Here is a 16,584-nt window from a genome sequence, read left to right as displayed (position 1 = left end):
GCGGGCGGCTGTTATTGCTCAGCGGACGGAGCGATCCGCGCTTCCAGCTCGGCCACCTGCTTTTCCAGGGCTTCCAGGCGTGCGCGAGTGCGCGCCAGGACTACCATCTGGCTGTCGAATTCATCCCGGCTGACCAGGTCCAGCTTACTGAAGGCGCCCTGCATGAGGACCTTGAACTGGCTCTCCAGTTCGGCGCGTGGCTGTGCGGTGTCGCCGCTGAACAGGCGAGAGGCCTGGTCGCTCAGGGCGTCGAGAAAGGCTTTGGGCGCGAGCATGTTGGGCTGTCCGCTTGAATCGTTGAGAGGTGCGCAGTGTAGCACGCACCTGGATGGCGTTTGCCCTGCACATTTTTTGCGCAGTCTGCAGCGGTTCGACGCACCGAAGTTGTGCGTGTTTTCTCTGCTGGCAATTGGCAAAAGCCTGCCTCTGAGCGTAATCGACTGTTTTTGCTCGGGTTATCCGAAGTGGCAAGGTTTCTGCAAAGACCATTTCGAGCCATGCACTGATGCAGTTCTTGTGACCAGGCAGTGCGAGGCTGGAACCAACGGCCCCTCGACTTTGGCGAGAGGGCTCCGACGACGGGTTACAAAGCCAACCGCTGCGCTTAGACTTGAGACGGGTTTGTTTTCCTGGGGCAAGTCCACCAAATCGGGAGAAGTTTCATGAAGCTAGTCACTGCCATCATCAAGCCGTTCAAGCTGGACGACGTGCGCGAGTCGCTGTCGGAAATCGGCGTGCAGGGCATCACCGTGACCGAAGTAAAAGGCTTCGGTCGGCAGAAAGGCCATACCGAGTTGTACCGCGGTGCCGAGTACGTGGTCGATTTCCTGCCCAAGGTGAAGATCGACGTCGCGATCGACGACAAGGACCTTGACCGTGTCATCGAAGCCATCACCAAGGCCGCCAACACCGGCAAGATCGGTGACGGCAAGATTTTCGTGGTCAATCTGGAGCAGGCCATCCGCATCCGTACCGGCGAAACCGATACCGACGCGATCTAAGTAACACCGCCTCACAAACCCAACGCCCCAGGAGAAAACAACATGACTCTGCGTAAGATCGCAGGGCTAGGAGCCCTATTGTCCCTCGTAATGCCCGGCCTGGCCTTGGCAGAGGAAGCTGCCCCGGCGTTGAATTCCGGCGATACCGCCTGGATGCTCACTGCCACGGCGCTGGTGCTGTTCATGACCATTCCGGGTCTGGCCTTGTTCTATGGCGGCATGGTCCGCTCCAAGAACGTGCTGTCGGTGATGATGCAATGCTTCGCCATTACCGGCCTGATGAGCATTCTGTGGGTGGTCTACGGCTACAGTCTGGCATTCGATACCACCGGTATGGAAAAGGGCGTGGTCAATCTCTATTCCTTCGTCGGCGGCTTCTCGAAGGCGTTTCTGAGCGGCGTCACGCCTCAGAACCTGACCTCGGCCACCGCGCTGTTCCCCGAGGCAGTCTTCATCACGTTCCAGATGACTTTCGCCATCATCACCCCGGCGCTGATCGTCGGCGCCTTCGCCGAACGCATGAAGTTCTCGGCCATGCTGGTGTTCATGGGCGTCTGGTTCACCCTGGTCTATGCGCCGATCGCGCACATGGTCTGGAGCGGTGATGGCGCGCTGATGTGGGATTGGGGCGTACTCGACTTCGCCGGTGGCACCGTGGTGCACATCAATGCCGGTATCGCCGGCCTGGTCTGCTGCCTGGTGTTGGGCAAGCGCAAAGGCTACCCGACCACCCCGATGGCCCCGCACAACCTGGGCTATACGCTGATGGGCGCGGCCATGCTGTGGATCGGTTGGTTCGGTTTCAACGCAGGTTCCGCCGCCGCGGCCAACGGCACCGCCGGCATGGCGATGCTGGTCACCCAGATCGCCACCGCCGCCGCAGCGCTGGGCTGGATGTTTGCCGAGTGGATCGGCCACGGCAAACCCAGCGCCTTGGGCATCGCCTCCGGTGTGGTCGCAGGCCTTGTGGCCATCACCCCGGCGGCAGGCACCGTGGGGCCGATGGGCGCGCTGATCATCGGCCTGGCTTCAGGCGTGATCTGCTACTTCTGCGCCACCAGCCTCAAGCGCAAGCTGGGCTATGACGACTCCCTGGACGCCTTCGGTGTGCACGGCATCGGCGGTATCGTCGGCGCCATTCTCACCGGTGTGTTCGCGGCGCCTGCCCTGGGCGGCTTCGGCGCGGTCACCGACATCGCCGCGCAGGTCTGGGTGCAGACCAAGGGCGTGCTGTTCACCGTGGTCTACACCGCCATCGTCACCTACGTGATCCTCAAGGTGCTGGACGTGTTGATGGGGCTGCGGGTCAACGAAGAAGAAGAGTCGGTCGGCCTCGATCTGGCTCAACATAACGAGCGCGGCTACAACCTGTAACCGCGACGCGCTGGAAAACTTGCCCGGTTCGCCGGGCATTTTTTTGCCTGGAATTCGCTGTTTAGCGAAGAGCAAACGGTTTACCCGGCACGTTCGTGACACAGGCCTAAAACTTACAACGCGCTGGGCGTTCAGGGAGCTTTGCTTTTTCAACGAGCGCGCTAGAATGCGCGCCGAAGGGTGTTCGATGAGCTGTCCACACACTTCTCCACCCTTTGCTAGGCTTGCCAGTAGCGCATGGCCAGCAGGTGCTGCCGGCGCTTTTTTCCGGCCGATGGCTCGATGATTTTTCAGGTTCTGCCAGGAGCAGAGCCTGTTGGGCGACAGTCTCCACATCAGGAGAGAGACGTCCGGGCAGTGGCCAACCCACGGCCAGTTGAATTTTCACTGGTGGCTGCCGGTCTACGGCTCCACTGGTCTATAACTAACCTGCTTTTCGCAAGTCATGAGGTAGAACATGAGCGACGACGATCTGGAAAATGACGACCTCGAAGTAGGCGATGAAGACGAGGCCGATGAGGGCCTTGAAGCTGCGGCCGACGACGGCGCGGAAGACGCTGGCGAAGACGACAGCCCCGCACCGGTAGCCAAGGGTAAATCCAAGGCGGCGGTCTCGGTGGACGAGATGCCAAGCATGGAAGCCAAGCAGAAGGAGCGCGATGCGCTGGCCAAGGCCATGGAAGAGTTCCTTGCGCGTGGTGGCAAGGTTCAGGAGGTCGAAGCCAACGTGGTCGCCGATCCACCCAAAAAGCCGGACAACAAGTACGGCAGCCGCCCTATCTGAGTGGCTGAACGCAAAAAAGCCCGCCGTCGCTGCGGGCTTTTTTGTGGGCGCGGGTTTTGTCGGGTTGTGCGGTAAACCGCCCCTTTCAGCGCCAGCGCGACAGAACGTCCGGCAACTGCGACAGCCGCTGGATTTCTGCATCCGGTGCCCGTTCGCCCACCCACGCCTTGCCTTGGGGATTGAACCACACCGCCCGCAGCCCAGCGCGCTGGGCGCCCGCGACATCGTCAGCGGGATGGTCGCCAATGTGCACTGCAGCACCGGCCTGGACCTCGCCCCGACGCAGGGCTTCCATGAACGGTGCCGGGTCCGGCTTGCCGATGCCCAGGTCCTCGGCGCACAAGGCAAACCTGAAGTAGTCCGCCAGCCCCAGACGACGCACGTCGGCGTTGCCGTTGGTGACCACGCCGAGCATGTACTGGTGGCGCAGGATTTCCAGCACAGGTTGCACTTCGGGGAACACCTCCACCTGATGGCGTGCGTGCAGGAACACCTCGAAGCCTTCGTTGGCCAGCTCCAAGGCTTGTTTCTCGCTATAGCCGACCTCTTCCAGCGCATGGAACAGCACACGGCGGCGCAGGGCGCTGATGCGGTGCTTGAGACCGGGTTCGGCCTGCACCAGGCGCTCGCGGATGGCGAACAGGTGCTCGACCGGCACGCCGCCCAGGATCGGGGCATTGGCCGCGAGCCAGTCGCGCAGGACGATTTCGGCGCTGGCGATTACCGGTGCGGTGTCCCACAGGGTGTCATCCAGGTCGAAGGTAATCAGCTTGATGCTCATGAGTCTGTGCCTTTGCTGCGTTTGGCCCGAGGATGGGCGCTGTCGTACACCGCGGCCAGGTGCTGGAAGTCCAGGTGGGTGTAGATCTGCGTGGTGCCGATGTCGGCGTGGCCAAGCATTTCCTGCACTGCGCGCAGGTCCTGGGAAGACTCCAGCAGGTGGCTGGCGAAAGAGTGGCGAAGCATGTGGGGATGCAGGTGCTGGCCCAGCTCGCGCTCGCCCGCGGCCTTGACCCGCATCTGGATCGCCCGTTGGCCGAGGCGGGTGCCTTGGCGGGTCAGGAACACTGCGTTGTCCCGAGGTGCGCTGATGCCGCGCAGCTTCAGCCACTGCTGCAGGGCCTCGCGGGCCTTGCGTCCGACCGGCAACACACGGGCCTTGTTGCCCTTGCCTTGTACCTGAACCAGCCCGGCGGTCAGATCCAGCTGGTCCAGGTCAAGGTTGGTCAGCTCAGACAGGCGTAGCCCGGAGGAGTAGAAAAGCTCGAGAATCGCCTGGTCGCGACGGGCAATGAAGTCATCGTCCACGCCGCCGTCGAGCAACTGCAAGGCTCGATCGGTGTCCAGGACCTTGGGCAGTCGGCGCTCGCCCTTGGGCGCGGCCAGGCCATTGGCCGGGTTGTGCTGACACAGATCTTCGCGGTTCAGGTATCGGTACAGCCCGCGCACTGCCGAAAGCAGGCGTGCCAGGCTTCGAGCGGACTGGCCATGCTGGTGCAGGCGCGCCACCATCTGGCGCAACTGCTGGACCTGCAGGGCATTCCAGTCGGTGATGCCTTGGGCGGCGCAGAATTCGATGACCTTCTGCAGGTCGCGACGGTAAGCCAGTTGGGTATGTTCGGACATCTGGCGCTCATTGCGCAGATGAGCGCAATAAGCCTCCAACTGGCGTTCCATCAGCGCACCGGTCGCAGGGTCTGGGTGAAGCGCGGGACGACGCGGCCGAGCACTTCGGCGATATAGCTCAGGAACAGGGTGCCAACGCTGCTCTTGTAGTGCTGCGGGTCGCGGCTGCCGATCGCCAGTACGCCGTGCAGCCCTTGGTAGTCGAGCGCGGCGACCGCGCTGGAGCCGACTTCCTTGCGCTGCTCCTCGCCGAACAGGAACGCCAGCTCATGCTCGCGCAGGTTGCCGCTGACAGTCTTGCCGCTACCCAGCAGCGCGCCGATGGCCTGTTGGGCTTCGCCGTTGCTGGCCCAGCGGCCGACAGGGGCTGCACTTTCGCCGAACAGGATCAGGCTGACGAAAGGCACCTGGAATTCCTGGCGCAGGCTGTCCTCCACGGCCATGACCACTTCCTCGAGGCTGCCCGCGTCGAGCAGGTCGAGGATCAGGCGACGGGTCTTGTCGAACAGCCGGTCGTTGTCCCGGGCCACATCCATCAATTGCGAGAGGCGATGACGCATCTCGATGTTGCGATCGCGCAGCAACTTCAGCTGACGCTCTACCAGCGACACGCTGTCGCCACGCTGGTGGGGGATGCGTTGCTCTACCAGCAGCTCGTCGTGTTCGGCGAAGAAGGTCGGGTGGGCGCGCAGGTAGGCGACCACGGCCTCGGCATCGAGGCTGGGGGCCTGCTCGGGTACAACCTGGGGCTGATCGGTCATGGCGGTTACTCGATTAGAGACGAACCTGTCCTTCATACACGCGTACGGCTGGGCCAGTCATCAGTACGGACTTGCCGGGGCCGGCCCACTCGATGTTCAGGCGGCCGCCCGGCAGGTCGATGCTCACCGGCGAATCCATCCAGCCTTGGCTGATGGCGGCTACCGCGGCCGCACAGGCCCCGGTACCGCACGCCTGGGTTTCGCCGGCGCCACGCTCCCAGACCCGCAGGTTGGCGTGGTGGCGGTCGACGACCTGGATGAAGCCGGCATTGACCCGCTGCGGGAAGCGCGGATGGTGTTCGATTTTCGGGCCCAGCTCATGCACCGGGGCCGTTCTCACGTCGTCGACACGCAGCACTGAGTGGGGGTTGCCCATGGACACGGCGGCGATCGAATGGACCTGGCCGTCGACTTCCAGTGGATAGCTCAGGGCCTGTTCATCGGCGATGAAGGGTATCTCGGCCGGGGCGAAGCGCGGCGGGCCCATGTCGACACACACCTGGCCGTCGTTGCGCACGTCCAGCTCGATGATGCCGCCTTTGGTTTCCACGCGGATGCGCTTCTTGGCGGTCAAGCGCTTGTCCAGCACGAAGCGGGCGAAACAGCGCGCACCGTTGCCGCACTGCTCGACCTCGGAACCGTCGGCATTGAAGATCCGATAGCGGAAGTCCACGTCCGGGTTGTTCGGCGCCTCGACGATCAGCAGCTGGTCGAAGCCGACGCCGGTGTTGCGGTCACCCCACTGCTTGGCATGCTTGGGCTGGATGTGCGCGTGCTGGCTGACCAGGTCCAGGACCATGAAGTCGTTGCCCAGCCCGTGCATCTTGGTGAAACGCAGCAGCATGGTTTCACTCCGGCAGCAGGCTTTCGCCGGCGAACAGTTCGGCAATGGTTTCCCGGCGACGGACTTCGAAAGCCTCGTTGCCATCGACCAGCACTTCGGCGCAGCGGCCACGGGTGTTGTAGTTCGAGCTCATGACAAAACCATAGGCGCCGGCGGACTGAACGGCCAGCAGATCGCCTTCGGCCAGGTTCAGTACGCGGTCCTTGGCCAGGAAGTCGCCGGTTTCGCAGATCGGACCGACCAGGTCATAGGTGCGGCCTTCGCCGGCACGCGGCTTGACCGCGCTGACGCCCATCCAGGCCTGGTACAGGGCCGGGCGGATCAGGTCGTTCATCGCTCCATCGATGATGGCGAAGTCCTTGTGTTCGGTGTGCTTGAGGTACTCGACGCGGGTCAGCAGGACACCGGCATTGGCGACGATGTAACGGCCCGGCTCGAACACCAGGGCCAGGTCACGTTCGCCGACGCGCTCGCGGATGGCCTGGATGTAGTCCGATACCAGCGGTGGCTCTTCGTCGCGGTAGCGAACGCCGACACCACCGCCCAGGTCCAGGTGACGCAGGTGGATACCGCACTCGGCCAGGCGGTCGACCAACACCAGCAGGCGGTCCAGGGCATCGAGGAAGGGCTCGACGGTGGTCAGCTGCGAGCCGATGTGGCAGTCCACGCCCACCACTTCCAGGTTGGGCAGTTGCGCGGCGCGCACGTAAATGGCTTCGGCGTCGGCGATGGCGATGCCGAACTTGTTTTCCTTGAGACCTGTGGAGATGTACGGGTGGGTGCCGGCATCGACATCCGGGTTCACGCGTAGCGAGACCGGGGCGACTTTGCCCATCTCGGCCGCCACCACTTGCAGGCGCTCGAGCTCTTCGGTGGATTCGACGTTGAAGCAGTGCACGCCGACTTCCAGCGCGCGACGCATGTCGTCACGGGTTTTGCCGACACCGGAGAACACCACCCGATCGGCGCGTCCGCCAGCGGCTAGCACACGCTCCAATTCACCGCCGGAAACGATGTCGAAGCCTGCACCCAGGCGCGCCAGGACGTTCAGCACGCCCAGGTTGGAGTTGGCCTTGACCGCGAAGCAGACCAAGTGCTCGGTGCCTTGCAGGGCATCGGTGTAGCTGCGGTACTGGGCCTCGATGTGGGCGCGCGAGTACACGTAGGTCGGGGTGCCGAAACGTTCGGCGATGGCCGACAGGGCCACGCCTTCCGCGAACAGCTCGCCGTCGCGGTAGTTGAAAGCGTCCATTGGATTTCCTTAGTACTGCGCGGGCTGCGACTCTGGCTGGGCGGGTTCGGCAGGCTCGAGCGTCTCGGCCGGTTGGGCCGGCTGGACCGCTTGATGCTGGTGCGATTTACGGGCGTCCTTGCCGTCCTTGCCGTCTTCCGGCAGGTACAGAGGGCCTTTCTGACCGCAGGCCGAAACGAGGCAGGCAACCGCGACCAGCGCCGCGAGGGAGGAAATCAGGCGCTTCATTGGCGAATCCTTTGAAATATGCAGTATTGCGCCCGAGTATACCGAGCGCCTGCCGGATTGCCTATGCAAGGACCGGTCCGCCTGGCGGCCCGATCAAGCTTCACTGACAAGGACGTACGGTTCGACGCAGGCTCAGCTCTTTTTTCCGCCGCTTGCAGCTTCCCGCTCGAAGCTTGAAGCTTATAGCGCGAAGCTTATAGCTTGATGCTTTGCATTCCCGGCAAGTCGCCCGTATCTTGCCCGGCTTGCCGTAAGCAGCCAATTTCGAGGTACCTGCAATGAGTTTGAGCGAAGCGCGTTTCCACGATCTGGTCGACGCGACCCAACAGGCCCTGGAAGACCTGTTCGATGAGAGCGGCCTGGACGTGGACATGGAGAACTCCGCCGGGGTGCTCACCATCAAGTTCGACAGCGGCAGCCAGCTGATCTTCAGCCGCCAGGAGCCGCTGCGCCAGCTTTGGCTGGCCGACCGTTCCGGGGGATTCCACTTCGACTACGACGAAGAGAGCGGCAAGTGGGTCTGCGAGAAGAGCGAAGAGCTGCTGGGCGAGATGCTCGAGCGTATCGTCTGGGAGCGAGCCGGCGAGAAGCTGGACTTCGACGAGATCTGAATGAGCGACCAGCCTCGGCCACCCAAGCCGCTTTACAGTAACGTCAGCCCGGCGGTGCCGTCGCCTTGCATCAGCGTGTGTCGGCTCGACGAGCGCCGGGTCTGTACCGGGTGTTTCCGTCATGTCGAGCACATCCGCGAATGGCGTTCGGCCGACGACGAACGGCGCCGGCAGATCTGCCGTGAAGCCCAGGCCCTGCGAGGGCAGCACATCGGCCATTGACGGTCCGGGCTTGAGTATTTGTCCGGCTGTGGTAGTGTCGGGCTTGCGTCGATGACGTCAAAAGCATTCACAAACCCCGCCCTTGGGCGGGGTTTTGCTTTATCTGCCTGTTAAAAAGGAGTCTGACTGGATCATGAGCACCAAGCCTTCCCTCATCCTCACCCGATTGGACGTACAGCGTCTCGAGCGCCTGATCGACAGCCTCGACGAAAGTACGCCGGGTGTGCTCGCCCTTCAGGACGAGCTGGACCGCGCCGATCAGGTGGTCGGTCACGAGGACGTCCCGGCCGGTGTGGTGACCATGAACTCGCGTGTGCACTGCCGCGAGGAAGCCAGTGGCAAGGACTATCACCTGACCCTGGTCTACCCGAAGGATGCCGGCCCCGAAGGCAACGTCTCGATCCTGGCGCCGATCGGTTGTGCGTTGCTGGGGCTGTCGGTCGGGGACCAGATCGACTGGCCAGCCCCGGGCGGCAAGACGCTCAAGCTCAAGCTGCTGGCCGTTGAGTACCAGCCGGAAGCTGCGGGGGACTACGACCTCTGAGACACACAGATGGGCTCACCGTCTTGCATTGTCTGATCGGGTACTTTCGCAGGTAGACCCGCTCTCGCAAGGATCTACGTCGGCCCTGTGGGAGCGGGGTCCACCCGCGATACTACGCAAGTGCCACCGCCAGGCTCTCGGCCCGGTCCGCGCCCTGGAGGCATCAAGGCTCCAAGGTCGCCTGCAACTGCTCCAGGCCATCGTTGAGCGCCCGCTCCAACTCGGTTTTGTAGCGCAGATAAAGCGCGGTGGAGCCTTGGTCGTCACCTAGCAGTTCGGACAAGTCCAGGTCGGTGATGTAGCACCGATAGCTGCCCGCGCCACGGCGTTGCCCCAGGATCTGCCGAGCGACCACGGCGTACAGCTGGTCGCCATGCTCCAGCTCGGAGAACTCCTGTTGGTTGCAGTAGAGCGTGATGTGCATCTCGTCCGCCGCCCCGGCCTGCAGGATCGCCTGAACCTCGTAGTAGGGCTGGCCGATGCCTTCGCGCGGTGACGGCCGTGGCTCGAGGCTGCGCGCCTTGCCAGGGCCTGATGGCAGCAACTGGTAGTAAAGGATTTCCAGCGACGCCTGCTGCAGGCTGTCCAGCGGCAGCTGCGCATCGTGTCGCACCACAACCGAGCGCAGGAAGCGTTGCAGCGGCAGCAACAAGTGTGCCTCGTCCTGCAACGGTAGGCGTTGATGCCACAGGGCGTTGTATTCATCCAGCACGTACAGGTCGGCCCACCCCTCCAGCAGGCGATAGAACACCTGCAGGCAATCGCGGCGGCCCTGTTCCAGCACCAGCGGCAGGTCATGGTCCTGCAAGGCGTTGGCATCCAGGTGCAGAGGGCTGTACTGGCCGCGCTCCTCGCCCAGACAACCCAGTACCGCGTCATGATCGGGCAGGGTGGTCAGGGTGACTTGTCCAGGTTGCAGTTCCAGTACATGGGTGTGCTGCGCCACCTGCAGCAGGTAGCGATGGTTGAGCCTCTGCTCGAGCAGCAATTGAGCGGTGTCGAAGATTTCCTCGACCCGCAGGGCGATGGCCTGGGCGCGATTGCGACAGAAGCAGCGCACCCGTAGCCGGGGGCGTTGATTGCGCTGGCCGAGGCTGTTGAGGAAGTCGCGCAGGCAGCGCACCAGCGCGTGTTCGCCGTCGTAGCGCTGGACCAGCACCTCGTTCCAACTGTTGAGGGTGACCTGATCGAGCGTCAGGACGAGGTTTTCGCGCACCCCGGCGTAGCTCAGCGAGTCGGTGCGTTCGGTGGTCATCAGGATGTTCAGATCGCGATGATGACGCAGCGGATCGACGCCGACGTTGACCAGCAGCAGGACCTCATCGGCCACGCTCGGTTGCAGCAGGCGGACTTCGCTGACCGTCCCCAGTGGCAGCGGGATGCTCTGTTGCAAGCTGCCCAGCAGATTGAACAGCTCAAAGTCGGTCAGGTCGCTGTCGCCGGGGTGCAAGGCCAGGCGCGTGGTGTTGTCGATCACGCCATTGCGATGGGCCCAGGTGAGCAGCTCGAGCAGCTCGCGGCAACGCTTCAGTGGGCTGAAGTGCTCCCATTCGTGTACGCCCAGGTTGCCGTTGTACAGGCCCCAATGGGTGGTGCCCGGCTCCTTGCGGTTGGGCGACTGGACCAGGGTCAGGGTGTCTTCGGCCAGGTCCGGCGCGATACCCGGGTTGATCACCTCGATCTTGCCGGCCCGGCGCTCGAAGGCCGCATACAGCCGTCGACCCAGCACATTGAGGTCGCGTTGGTCGGCACGGCTGCTGGCGCTCTGGTCGCGGGCGAACTGGGTGAGGAAGCGATAGCTGTGGTTGAGCTCGGCTACCAGCTCACGGCGTTCCGCGGCTACCTGGCGTACCTTCCATTGGCTACGGGTATCGAGCATGGCCAGTTGGCGTTCGTCCCAGCCCCACTCATTGGTCAGACGCGCGAGCAACTGGCGTTGCCAGCCGCTGGCGCGGGAGCGGCCGAGCTCGCTGAGTTTCTTGTTCACTTTCAGGTACAGGCTACGACGTACCAGCTCCAGGCGGGTGGACTCACCCCGTTGTTGCAGGTACTGCTCGATGCGCCGGTAGACCATCACGTAGGGGTCCAGCGCGTCAAGGTCCAGCTGGTTGGCGAACACCGCCTGCTTGTATTCCAGGCTCAGGCAGCGCACATCGGGGTGTTCGCTGGCATAGACCTCGGTGAGCAACAGTTTGAGCAATGACTTGTAGGGCGAGTCGATCCCCTTGAACAACTGCCACAAGCCGGCGCCGACGAATTCGCCGGGCGGGATATGCGCCAGGTGACCGAGGTCCAGGTCGTCCTCGGCGCGGATGAACCGTTTGGACAGCAGGGTCTGGGTGTAGGCCCGGTAGTTGTGTTCCTCGTACACGGGCACCAGCCACCACAGTGGTGTGCGCCCGGCCAGCCAGATCGCGGTGCGGTAGAACTCATCGAGCAGCAGGTAATGCTGGGTAGTCCCGCAGTCGTCGGAGCTGAGCTCTCCATTGCGCTCGCCCTGGACGAACCCCTGGGGCTCGATGAGGAAGAAATGCGCCTCGGCGCCCTGGCTGGCGGCCCAGGTTTCCAGAAGCTGGCATTTGCGCCGCAGTTCGGCCAGTTCGTCTTCCTGTAACCCTGGGGCGTGACATACCCACAGGTCCATGTCGCTCTGCTCGGCCTGGGCCAGCGTGCCCAGGCTGCCCATCAGAAAAAGCCCGTGGATCGGCTGCGGCGCCGTGCCGTGGCGGGGTTTGTAGGTGAAGGAGCGGGCCAGGCGCTGGGCTTCGGCCAGCAGATCGGGGCCAGGCTCGAAGCCCGAGACACCCGCTGGCGTCGTGCCCGAGACATAACCTGGGAGCACGGGGTGGTTGACGTGAAACAGCAGGGGCAGTGCGGTCAGCACCTGTTGCTGGCGGGTGGAGAGCCCTTCCCGCGCACGCTCCAGGCGGCCTTGGTTCAGGTGCAGAAAGCGCGCACGCAGTTTCGCCAGTTCCTTGCGGTCGATGCCTTGCTCGAGGTCGGGGCGGATTTCGTGGGGGCTGTTCATTGCACACTCAAGGACACGGCCAGGGGAAGCACCGGCGAGTTTAGCCTGAGTGATGGGGTCGGATAAGCAAAAAAACGGGTTTTTTGGCGTCATTTCCCCGTCATTGCAGGCCGCGTTCACAACCAAACCCGTCCCGACAGACATGTCGGGCGGATTGGGCTGTACGTAACGGCGGCGAAAGACTCAGGCTGGCTGCGCGGCCTTGAGGATGGTCAGCACTTGCTGAACGCTCTGGGCGGCATCCAGCCCCAGGCTGGTCAGGTAGCCACCATCGGGCTGGTCGGTGAGTTGCTTGTCGTACAGGCGGCGGGCTGCGGCCACCAGGGCAGGGGCAGCGTTGCTGTGGACCTTGATGCCTTCCTGGTGGGAATCCAGGTTGAACAGGGCGAGGACTTCCAGTTCAGCGATCAGTTCGGGGGTAAAGGACATGGGGACTCCTGACTTCCAGACAAGGACGGAGGCACCGTGATCGGTGCCTGATCCTGGAGTGTAGTCAGGCTTCGTCGTCGTCGCCTTGATCTGCTTCAGGTGGCAGCTCGGGCAAGGCGCGCAAGGCGTTCTCGTACCACTCGCCATTGAAGGGGCGGTCCTCGTCGAGCATGGCATCGATCTCGATGGCCAGGACATGGGCCATGAGGTTGAGGATGTCCTCGCGTTCGTAGCCGACCAGGGTCAGTTTGTTGAATGTGGCCTTGGCTGCCGGCGGCTCGCCGCTTTCGATCTGGTTCTCGATGGCCTGGGTCAGGGTTGCCTCTACGAAGGCTTCCTCTTCGTTGTTGTCGATGTCGCTGGGCTCGCTCATGGCAGTGCTCCTGGGGTGGGATGCACAGTTTGCCATGCTTGCGCGGGTCATGCCTGGCCATCGATAGGGTCGATGATGCTGGTCAGAGCCTGGGGATGAGTCTATAAAAGCCGGGCCATCCCCACACGGCCTGGAGGCTGTAACAATGCTCAAGCTTCACGGATTCGCGGTCAGCAACTACTACAACATGGTCAAACTGGCCTTGCTGGAGAAAGGCCTGCCATTCGAAGAGGTGCTGTTCGTTCCCAATCAGACCCCGCAAGCCCTGGCGATCAGTCCCCGCGGCAAGGTACCGGTGCTCGAGACCGAGCACGGTTTTCTCAGCGAAACCACAGTGATCCTCGATTACATCGAGCAGACCCAGGGCGGTAAGCCGCTGTTGCCGGCAGATGCCTTCGCACAGGCCAAGGTGCGGGAGCTGGTCAAGGAAATCGAACTGTATATCGAGCTTCCGGCGCGGACCTGTTATTCCGAGGCTTTCTTCGGTATGGCCGTCGAGCCGCTGATCAAGGAGCGCGCCCGCACCGAGCTGCTGGCCGGTTTTGCCACGCTCAAGCGCAACGGCAAGTTTGCCCCTTACGTGGCAGGCGAAACGTTGACGCTGGCCGATCTGATGTTCTGCTTCTCGGTGGACCTGGCCTGCGCAGTGGGCAAGAAGGTGCTGAACGTCGATTTCCTGGCCGAGTTCCCCGAGGCCAAGGCATTGCTGGAGGTGCTGGGGGCGAACCCGCACATGGCGAAGATCGTGGCGGACAAGGAGGCGGCGATGCCGGCTTTCCTGGAGATGGTTCGCAGCAAGCGCTGAGAGAAGTAGCGGCCGTATGCGACCAAGAGGAGCGGGTTCATCACCCATCGTGCTGCAAGGCACCGGCTTTGCCGGTGTTCGCGGCGGTTCGGCACCTCGATGAACCCGCTCCCACTGAAATCACTAAAACGCTGGGGGCGTGAGTTCATCGAGGCGCCGAACTGCCGCGACTGAGGGCAAACCCTCGCGAAGCGGCTTAACGCGAAGCCAGCAGCGCCTTGCCGCGGGCCACGGCTGCACGCACTTGGGCCGGTGCGGTGCCGCCAATGTGGTTGCGCGCATTGACCGAGCCTTCCAGGGTCAGCACGGCGAAGACATCCTGCTCGATTTGATCGCTGAACTGGCGCAGTTCGTCCAGGCTCATCTCGGCCAGATCCTTGCCGGTGTCGACGCCATACTTCACCGCGTGACCGACGATCTCGTGGCAGTCACGGAACGGCAGGCCACGACGGACCAGGTAATCGGCGAGGTCCGTGGCAGTGGAGAAGCCGCGCAGGGCCGCTTCACGCATGATTGCGTGCTTGGGCTTGATCGCCGGAATCATGTCGGCGAAGGCGCGCAGGGAGTCGCGCAGGGTATCGGCGGCGTCGAACAGGGGCTCCTTGTCTTCCTGATTGTCCTTGTTGTAGGCCAGCGGCTGGCCTTTCATCAGGGTCAGCAGGCCGGTCAGGGCGCCGAACACGCGGCCGCTCTTGCCACGCACCAGCTCCGGGACGTCCGGGTTCTTCTTTTGCGGCATGATCGAGCTGCCGGTGCAGAAGCGGTCGGGCAGGTCGATGAACTGGAACTGCGCGCTGGTCCACAGCACCAGCTCTTCGGAGAAGCGCGACAGGTGCATCATCGCCAGGCTCGCCGCGGCGCAGAATTCGATGGCGAAGTCGCGGTCCGAGACGCCATCCAGCGAATTGCCGGCGACGGCCTCGAAGCCCAGCAGCTTGCAGGTCAGCTCACGGTCGATCGGGTAGGTGGTGCCGGCCAGCGCGGCGCTGCCCAGCGGCATACGGTTGGTGCGCTTGCGGCAGTCGACCAGGCGCTCGTAGTCGCGGCTGAGCATCTCGAACCAGGCCAGCAGGTGATGACCGAAAGTCACCGGCTGTGCGGTCTGCAGGTGGGTGAAGCCGGGCATGATGGTCTCGGCTTCGCGCTCGGCCTGCTCCAGCAGGCCCTGCTGCAGGCGGGTGATCTCGGCCAGGATCAGGTCGATCTCGTCGCGCAGCCACAGGCGGATGTCGGTAGCCACCTGGTCGTTGCGGCTGCGGCCGGTGTGCAGCTTCTTGCCGGTGATGCCGATGCGGTCGGTCAGGCGGGCCTCGATGTTCATGTGCACATCTTCCAGGTCGACGCGCCAGTCGAAGCTGCCCGCTTCGATCTCGCCCTGGATGGTCTTCAGGCCGTCGATGATGGCATCGCGCTCGGCGTCGGTGAGTACGCCGACCTGCGCCAGCATGGTGGCGTGGGCGATCGAACCCATGATGTCGTGGCGGTAGAGGCGCTTGTCGAAATCGACCGAGGCGGTGAAACGGGCGACGAAGGCGTCGACGGGCTCACTGAAGCGGCCGCCCCAGGACTGATTGGTCTTGTCGGTGCTCATGGATTCACTCGTTGAAGGCGTGAACGAAAAAGTGGCGCCGATCATAACAGGGTTGGAGCGCGCGCCGCAGGGCGCTGGTCGAGAGAAATCTCGCAAAGCCCAGGGTGAATCGGTGTGTGGGGATATTCAACGATTGAACGGCAGTGTTCCACGGACCGTCTACAGTTGGACAGAGGACTGGCGGCGAATCTGCCGGGCCAGTGAATCTTTGGCCGTCGCATCGGTCTAGAGCGTGACCGCGTGTCGGTCGCCCTACACCTTGTCTACGCTATACCCATGCGAGACTCACTCAGGAATCCAGCGTAATTATGAATGTCCTGATCGTTGATGACGAACCCCTGGCCCGTGAACGCCTGACCCGGATGCTTGGCGAGCTGGAGGGCTACACCGTGCTGGAGCCCAGTGCCACCAACGGCGAGGAGGCCCTGGCCTTGATCGACAGCCTCAAGCCTGATGTGGTGCTGTTGGACATCGGCATGCCTGGTCTGGATGGCCTTCAGGTGGCCGCCCGGCTGTGCGAGCGCGAAGCGCCACCGGCGGTGGTGTTCTGTACCGGTGACGACGAGTACGGAAGCCAGGCTTTCCGGGAAAGCACCCTCAGCCATGTGACCAAACCCATCCAGCCTCAGGCCCTGCGCGAAGCCTTGCGCAAGGCCGACAAACCCAACCGCGCCCAGCTCGCCGCGCTCACCCGCCCGGCCAATGAAGGCGGCGGCCCGCGCAGTCATATCAGTGCGCGGACCCGCAAGGGTATCGAGCTGATTCCCTTGCCCCAGGTGATCTATTTCATTGCCGACCACAAGTACGTGACCTTGCGCCACGAGGCCGGGGAGGTCTTGCTGGACGAGCCGCTCAAAGCCCTGGAGGACGAGTTCGGCGAGCGCTTCGTGCGCATCCACCGCAACGCCCTGGTCGCCCGGGAGCGTATCGAACGCCTGCAACGCACGCCGCTTGGGCACTTCCAGCTGTTCCTCAAAGGGCTCGACGGCGATGCGCTGACAGTCAGTCGCCGCCACGTGGCGGGTGTGCGCAAGATGATGCAGACGCTCTGAACCGTCGGATGTCGGCCAGGGAAGGCCGGGTGATGACCTGAATCTGCTAGGTGCGCTGG

General features: G+C 63.4%; 19 protein-coding genes. 8 read left to right on the top strand and 11 right to left on the bottom strand.

The features are described from left to right. Positions 1-11: 11 nt before the first annotated feature. Complete coding sequence (locus J5X93_RS25080; protein WP_043213432.1) at positions 12-275, bottom strand: accessory factor UbiK family protein; 264 nt, start codon at positions 273-275, stop codon at positions 12-14. Positions 276-662: 387 nt separating this feature from the next. On the opposite strand from J5X93_RS25080, the gene glnK reads away from it, so the two are divergent. From glnK to sutA, 3 genes are all read left to right on the top strand, one after another. After that, positions 663-1,001: a P-II family nitrogen regulator gene (glnK, locus tag J5X93_RS25075; RefSeq protein ID WP_002555808.1), complete on the top strand. Its 339-nt coding sequence runs from the start codon at positions 663-665 to the stop codon at positions 999-1,001. Positions 1,002-1,043: 42 nt separating this feature from the next. Continuing rightward, complete coding sequence (locus J5X93_RS25070; protein ID WP_043213430.1) at positions 1,044-2,375, top strand: ammonium transporter; 1,332 nt, start codon at positions 1,044-1,046, stop codon at positions 2,373-2,375. A 457-nt stretch (positions 2,376-2,832) separates the two neighbouring features. Then, on the top strand, positions 2,833-3,159 hold the full coding sequence (sutA, locus tag J5X93_RS25065; protein ID WP_043213429.1) for a dormancy-specific transcriptional regulator SutA: 327 nt from the start codon (positions 2,833-2,835) through the stop codon (positions 3,157-3,159). Positions 3,160-3,244: 85 nt separating this feature from the next. On the opposite strand, the gene J5X93_RS25060 is transcribed toward sutA, so the two are convergent. The 6 genes from J5X93_RS25060 to lptM are packed head-to-tail and all read right to left on the bottom strand — an operon-like array spanning position 3,245 to position 7,870. Next, a complete protein-coding gene (locus tag J5X93_RS25060; protein WP_043213427.1) occupies positions 3,245-3,940 on the bottom strand; it encodes an HAD family hydrolase in 696 nt (231 codons plus the stop codon). Continuing rightward, a complete protein-coding gene (gene xerC / locus J5X93_RS25055; RefSeq protein ID WP_102081141.1) occupies positions 3,937-4,836 on the bottom strand; it encodes a tyrosine recombinase XerC in 900 nt (299 codons plus the stop codon). The genes J5X93_RS25060 and xerC overlap by 4 nt, the downstream gene beginning before the upstream one ends. Continuing rightward, positions 4,836-5,546, bottom strand: a complete 711-nt coding sequence (locus J5X93_RS25050; RefSeq protein ID WP_043213416.1) for a DUF484 family protein — start codon at positions 5,544-5,546, stop codon at positions 4,836-4,838. Before J5X93_RS25050 ends, xerC begins: the two co-directional genes overlap by 1 nt. Positions 5,547-5,559: 13 nt before the next feature. Further along, a complete protein-coding gene (gene dapF, locus J5X93_RS25045) occupies positions 5,560-6,390 on the bottom strand; it encodes a diaminopimelate epimerase (RefSeq protein ID WP_043213413.1) in 831 nt (276 codons plus the stop codon). Between the two features lie 4 nt (positions 6,391-6,394). Then, the gene (lysA, locus tag J5X93_RS25040; protein WP_070572091.1) at positions 6,395-7,642 is read right to left on the bottom strand and encodes a diaminopimelate decarboxylase; all 1,248 of its coding nucleotides are present in this window, start codon (positions 7,640-7,642) and stop codon (positions 6,395-6,397) included. A gap of 9 nt (positions 7,643-7,651) precedes the next feature. Then, the gene (gene lptM / locus J5X93_RS25035) at positions 7,652-7,870 is read right to left on the bottom strand and encodes an LPS translocon maturation chaperone LptM (protein ID WP_052352483.1); all 219 of its coding nucleotides are present in this window, start codon (positions 7,868-7,870) and stop codon (positions 7,652-7,654) included. 278 nt (positions 7,871-8,148) lie between these two features. Here lptM and cyaY point away from each other — a divergent pair, with 278 nt between their 5' ends. The 3 genes from cyaY to rnk all read left to right on the top strand — a co-directional run bounded on the left by cyaY (position 8,149) and on the right by rnk (position 9,247). Then, positions 8,149-8,481, top strand: coding sequence for an iron donor protein CyaY (gene cyaY / locus J5X93_RS25030; protein WP_043213409.1), 333 nt, complete (start codon positions 8,149-8,151; stop codon positions 8,479-8,481). Continuing rightward, on the top strand, positions 8,482-8,703 hold the full coding sequence (locus J5X93_RS25025) for a DUF1289 domain-containing protein (RefSeq protein ID WP_043213407.1): 222 nt from the start codon (positions 8,482-8,484) through the stop codon (positions 8,701-8,703). A gap of 133 nt (positions 8,704-8,836) precedes the next feature. Further along, the gene (gene rnk, locus J5X93_RS25020; protein ID WP_043213405.1) at positions 8,837-9,247 is read left to right on the top strand and encodes a nucleoside diphosphate kinase regulator; all 411 of its coding nucleotides are present in this window, start codon (positions 8,837-8,839) and stop codon (positions 9,245-9,247) included. Between the two features lie 163 nt (positions 9,248-9,410). Here the strand turns inward: rnk and J5X93_RS25015 are convergent, their stop codons facing one another. The 3 genes from J5X93_RS25015 to J5X93_RS25005 all read right to left on the bottom strand — a co-directional run bounded on the left by J5X93_RS25015 (position 9,411) and on the right by J5X93_RS25005 (position 13,077). Then, on the bottom strand, positions 9,411-12,275 hold the full coding sequence (locus tag J5X93_RS25015) for a class I adenylate cyclase (protein WP_090344248.1): 2,865 nt from the start codon (positions 12,273-12,275) through the stop codon (positions 9,411-9,413). Between the two features lie 183 nt (positions 12,276-12,458). Next, complete coding sequence (locus J5X93_RS25010; protein WP_043213401.1) at positions 12,459-12,704, bottom strand: TIGR02647 family protein; 246 nt, start codon at positions 12,702-12,704, stop codon at positions 12,459-12,461. 64 nt (positions 12,705-12,768) lie between these two features. Further along, positions 12,769-13,077 (bottom strand): hypothetical protein, encoded by a 309-nt coding sequence (locus J5X93_RS25005; protein ID WP_043213398.1) that lies wholly within the window; start codon positions 13,075-13,077, stop codon positions 12,769-12,771. A 145-nt stretch (positions 13,078-13,222) separates the two neighbouring features. Between J5X93_RS25005 and J5X93_RS25000 the strand changes: the two genes are divergently transcribed. Next, the gene (locus J5X93_RS25000) at positions 13,223-13,882 is read left to right on the top strand and encodes a glutathione S-transferase (protein ID WP_043213397.1); all 660 of its coding nucleotides are present in this window, start codon (positions 13,223-13,225) and stop codon (positions 13,880-13,882) included. 196 nt (positions 13,883-14,078) lie between these two features. Here the strand turns inward: J5X93_RS25000 and argH are convergent, their stop codons facing one another. Beyond that, entirely contained in the window at positions 14,079-15,473 is a 1,395-nt protein-coding gene (gene argH / locus J5X93_RS24995) for an argininosuccinate lyase (RefSeq protein ID WP_070572082.1), read from the bottom strand. A gap of 308 nt (positions 15,474-15,781) precedes the next feature. Here argH and J5X93_RS24990 point away from each other — a divergent pair, with 308 nt between their 5' ends. Continuing rightward, positions 15,782-16,525, top strand: coding sequence for a LytR/AlgR family response regulator transcription factor (locus J5X93_RS24990; RefSeq protein ID WP_043213393.1), 744 nt, complete (start codon positions 15,782-15,784; stop codon positions 16,523-16,525). Positions 16,526-16,584: the final 59 nt, after the last annotated feature.

Source organism: Pseudomonas sp. BYT-1 (genome assembly GCF_023611805.1).
Classification (GTDB): domain Bacteria; phylum Pseudomonadota; class Gammaproteobacteria; order Pseudomonadales; family Pseudomonadaceae; genus Aquipseudomonas; species Aquipseudomonas guariconensis.
Note: the sequence above shows the minus strand (reverse complement) of the source record. Positions and strands in the feature narration are given on the sequence as shown.

What these genes read in the sequence shown, in the direction of transcription:
- xerC (WP_102081141.1), bottom strand. Translation starts at nt 4,836, where the DNA reads ATGGAACGCCAGTTGGAGGCTTATTGCGCTCATCTGCGCAATGAGCGC.
- lysA (WP_070572091.1), bottom strand. Translation starts at nt 7,642, where the DNA reads ATGGACGCTTTCAACTACCGCGACGGCGAGCTGTTCGCGGAAGGCGTG.
- J5X93_RS25070 (WP_043213430.1), top strand. Translation starts at nt 1,044, where the DNA reads ATGACTCTGCGTAAGATCGCAGGGCTAGGAGCCCTATTGTCCCTCGTA.
- lptM (WP_052352483.1), bottom strand. Translation starts at nt 7,870, where the DNA reads ATGAAGCGCCTGATTTCCTCCCTCGCGGCGCTGGTCGCGGTTGCCTGC.
- glnK (WP_002555808.1), top strand. Translation starts at nt 663, where the DNA reads ATGAAGCTAGTCACTGCCATCATCAAGCCGTTCAAGCTGGACGACGTG.
- J5X93_RS25080 (WP_043213432.1), bottom strand. Translation starts at nt 275, where the DNA reads ATGCTCGCGCCCAAAGCCTTTCTCGACGCCCTGAGCGACCAGGCCTCT.
- J5X93_RS25000 (WP_043213397.1), top strand. Translation starts at nt 13,223, where the DNA reads ATGCTCAAGCTTCACGGATTCGCGGTCAGCAACTACTACAACATGGTC.
- rnk (WP_043213405.1), top strand. Translation starts at nt 8,837, where the DNA reads ATGAGCACCAAGCCTTCCCTCATCCTCACCCGATTGGACGTACAGCGT.
- J5X93_RS25010 (WP_043213401.1), bottom strand. Translation starts at nt 12,704, where the DNA reads ATGTCCTTTACCCCCGAACTGATCGCTGAACTGGAAGTCCTCGCCCTG.
- J5X93_RS25005 (WP_043213398.1), bottom strand. Translation starts at nt 13,077, where the DNA reads ATGAGCGAGCCCAGCGACATCGACAACAACGAAGAGGAAGCCTTCGTA.
- sutA (WP_043213429.1), top strand. Translation starts at nt 2,833, where the DNA reads ATGAGCGACGACGATCTGGAAAATGACGACCTCGAAGTAGGCGATGAA.
- J5X93_RS25015 (WP_090344248.1), bottom strand. Translation starts at nt 12,275, where the DNA reads ATGAACAGCCCCCACGAAATCCGCCCCGACCTCGAGCAAGGCATCGAC.
- J5X93_RS25050 (WP_043213416.1), bottom strand. Translation starts at nt 5,546, where the DNA reads ATGACCGATCAGCCCCAGGTTGTACCCGAGCAGGCCCCCAGCCTCGAT.
- dapF (WP_043213413.1), bottom strand. Translation starts at nt 6,390, where the DNA reads ATGCTGCTGCGTTTCACCAAGATGCACGGGCTGGGCAACGACTTCATG.
- J5X93_RS25025 (WP_043213407.1), top strand. Translation starts at nt 8,482, where the DNA reads ATGAGCGACCAGCCTCGGCCACCCAAGCCGCTTTACAGTAACGTCAGC.
- argH (WP_070572082.1), bottom strand. Translation starts at nt 15,473, where the DNA reads ATGAGCACCGACAAGACCAATCAGTCCTGGGGCGGCCGCTTCAGTGAG.
- cyaY (WP_043213409.1), top strand. Translation starts at nt 8,149, where the DNA reads ATGAGTTTGAGCGAAGCGCGTTTCCACGATCTGGTCGACGCGACCCAA.
- J5X93_RS25060 (WP_043213427.1), bottom strand. Translation starts at nt 3,940, where the DNA reads ATGAGCATCAAGCTGATTACCTTCGACCTGGATGACACCCTGTGGGAC.
- J5X93_RS24990 (WP_043213393.1), top strand. Translation starts at nt 15,782, where the DNA reads ATGAATGTCCTGATCGTTGATGACGAACCCCTGGCCCGTGAACGCCTG.